Raw genomic sequence first — 2,704 nt, 5'->3', positions numbered from 1 at the left:
CAGATCGAGAGCAGTGTCGATCTTCCGCACTAGATGATCTTCGGGAACCGCGTCGCTGAGATGAAACTCGTAGAACAGTTGACCTTGGTCACTCTTCAGACGGCCCATCATGGATCGACCTCGTCGCGATTCGCGTCAACACAACGGAATCACGCTTGCCGGCTCGCCTCAACCGACTTTTGCAACAAAATCGAGCGCATAACGGAAGTCACCCAGCTTCGCCGGCATTGACGGCTTATGACCCATCTGCGACATCAGCGCGCATATTGCTGTGATGCACAATACCGGTGGGATTTGAAGCATATGTTAGGCTGTCGCTCGGCCTTAAGGGCGACGAAATGCGACGGCGCGAGTTCATAACGCTAGTCGGCGGTGCGATCGTGGCGTTGCCGCTCACAGCGTTGGCCCAGAAAGCGGGACGGACGTATCACCTAGGTTGCTTGTCTCCGCATCCTCGCGATATTCCCTTTAACGTACTTTTTTTTGACAAACTACGGCGCGCTGGTTTCATTGAAGGCCAAAACCTCAGGATTGATTACCGCGCCTTTGCTGCGCATATCGATTTGATTTCGCAATATGCGGCGGAGCTGGTCATAGCCCAACCCGATGTCATCTATGCTGCTAGCCCCGTGGCAGTTCGCGCCGTGCAGCAGGCAACCAAAAGCATTCCCATCGTTGGGATCACAGGCGATATGGTTGGCGAGGGACTGGTAGAATCATTCAGCCGGCCCAATGGGAATACCACGGGGATCAGCATTTTTGCCCCTGAGCTTGACGGCAAGCGACAGGACATCCTGATCGAAGCCGTACCTGGGATTCGCCACATGGCGGCTCTCGCCGAAACCAGGTGGTTAACTGAGGGGAAGGATCGCGCTCTGCAAGAGGCGGCGCGCGCAAAAAACGTCGAGCTTTCAATCTATCGCATCACTAGCGCCGAGGAGATTGTCGCCACTATCGATAAGGCACAGGCATCGGGCGCCACGGCGCTGAATGTGCTTTCGTCCGCGATGATCGACGGCAATGCTCCGCTGATTATAGAACGAGTTGCAGCACTGCGGCTTCCGGCCATGTATCAATGGGGCTACTGGGCCGAGAAAGGTGGCTTTATCGGCTACGGCCCATCCCACGGTCATTTGGAAGACCTTACTGCCCGATTTGCGGCGAGCCTTTTGCGCGGCACGATGCCTGCCGATCTGCCGGTCGAACAGCCGACGAAATTCGAGCTGGTGATCAACCTCAAGACCGCTAAGGCGATGGGTGTGACGGTTCCGGAGGCTCTATTGGCGCGCGCTGACAAGGTGATCGAATGAGATGATGGGTTTGCGGCACCGCAGGAGTCTGCACATGGCCCAGATGCGAAATGTCGCGCCGTCCGCTTTACCGCCGCTGTTGGGGAAATAGCGGAAGCGATCGGCATATCGCAAAACCGACGCGATTGACCCATAGGCGTCATGTGCGACGCACCGCAATTGCGACGCAGCATTTGTGTCCCGACCACCATTGAGACGTGATACTCTGCGCTCCGTCGTCCTCAAACTGCGATGAGGATCGAATGAAGCGGCGTGAGTTTATAGCGGCTGCTACTGCGGCACTGCTCGCTTCGCCACGTTCGAGGGCGCAGGGGAAGCCTCGGCGAATTGGTTTCCTCATTGCTTGGGCAGATGAGCCGGCCCGTGACCCCATTCACGCCGCGTGGCTCAGCGGTTTGCGCGAGAACGGTTGGATAGAGGGCAAAAACCTGATTGTCGAATATCGTTATGCCCCGGACCGCCTGCCAGATTTAGCCGCCGAGTTGGTGGCCTTAGCTCCCGAATTGATAATTGCTCCGGGACCGCAGGCAGCGCTAGCCGCAAAATCAGCAACCTCCACCATTCCGATTGTATTCGTGGCTGTGGCCGATCCCCTAGGGCTCGGCCTCGTGCAAAGCCTATCGCGACCAAGCGGCAACATAACGGGTCTTGCGACCATGGTCCCCGATGACTTCGGCGCGAAACGTCTCGAAATCCTCCAAGAACTGGTCCCCAGCGCATCTAAAATCGCGCTCTTGGTCAATCCGAACAACCCAATGCACAGGCTTAACTTCGGGGAATTCTTGTCTCGCACAGCCCGGAGGCTCGGTGTGGCTTTGCTAACAGTTGAGGCGACGACGGCCGAGGAACTCGACGTCGCCTTTGCATCGGCCGCCGCCCAACATGCCGACGCCGTAATGGACCTTGGTGATGCCCTCACCTTTTTCCAAGCTCCGCGAACTATCGCGCTCGCGGCGAAGTATCATCTGCCGGCAAGCTACTTGTTCCGAAGATGCGCTGATCTCGGGGGGTTGGTCGTCTACGGCCCCGATTTCGCCGATCTGTACCGCCGTACAGCCGGCTATGTCGATAAAATCCTCAAAGGCACCAAGCCCTCCGATCTGCCGGTTGAACAGCCGACCAAATTCGAGTTGGTCATCAACATGAAGACTGCCAAAGCGCTCGGGCTCTCCGTGCCGCCCTCGCTACTTGTTCGCGCCGATCAGGTGATCGAATAGATCGATCTTTCTTGCTGCGATGCATGAGTCCGGAAGTGGCCGATTTTGTTGCAAAAGTCGGCTGTAACCGACGGATGTCTTTCGGCCATTTGGTAAGGCTGACCGGCTTTGATCCGCCGACCCTGACGCTCTCAACGCAACTCCTACGCTACGCAATGCACAGGGCATGAGCGGGTG

At 57.2% G+C, this 2,704-nt stretch carries 2 protein-coding genes; both read left to right on the top strand.

All coding sequences use genetic code 11. The features are described 5' to 3' along the window. Positions 1 to 338: 338 nt before the first annotated feature. Complete coding sequence (locus JQ632_RS39025) at positions 339 to 1,310, top strand: ABC transporter substrate-binding protein (protein WP_212408031.1); 972 nt, start codon at positions 339 to 341, stop codon at positions 1,308 to 1,310. Between the two features lie 242 nt (positions 1,311 to 1,552). Further along, on the top strand, positions 1,553 to 2,527 hold the full coding sequence (locus JQ632_RS39020; RefSeq protein WP_212408030.1) for an ABC transporter substrate-binding protein: 975 nt from the start codon (positions 1,553 to 1,555) through the stop codon (positions 2,525 to 2,527). The last annotated feature ends 177 nt before the right edge of the window (positions 2,528 to 2,704 follow it).

The sequence above is a fragment of the Bradyrhizobium liaoningense genome (assembly GCF_018130955.1).
Lineage (GTDB): Bacteria > Pseudomonadota > Alphaproteobacteria > Rhizobiales > Xanthobacteraceae > Bradyrhizobium > Bradyrhizobium liaoningense_C.
This window is presented reverse-complemented; position numbering and strand designations above follow the sequence as displayed.

What these genes read in the sequence shown, in the direction of transcription:
- JQ632_RS39025 (WP_212408031.1), top strand. Translation starts at nt 339, where the DNA reads ATGCGACGGCGCGAGTTCATAACGCTAGTCGGCGGTGCGATCGTGGCG.
- JQ632_RS39020 (WP_212408030.1), top strand. Translation starts at nt 1,553, where the DNA reads ATGAAGCGGCGTGAGTTTATAGCGGCTGCTACTGCGGCACTGCTCGCT.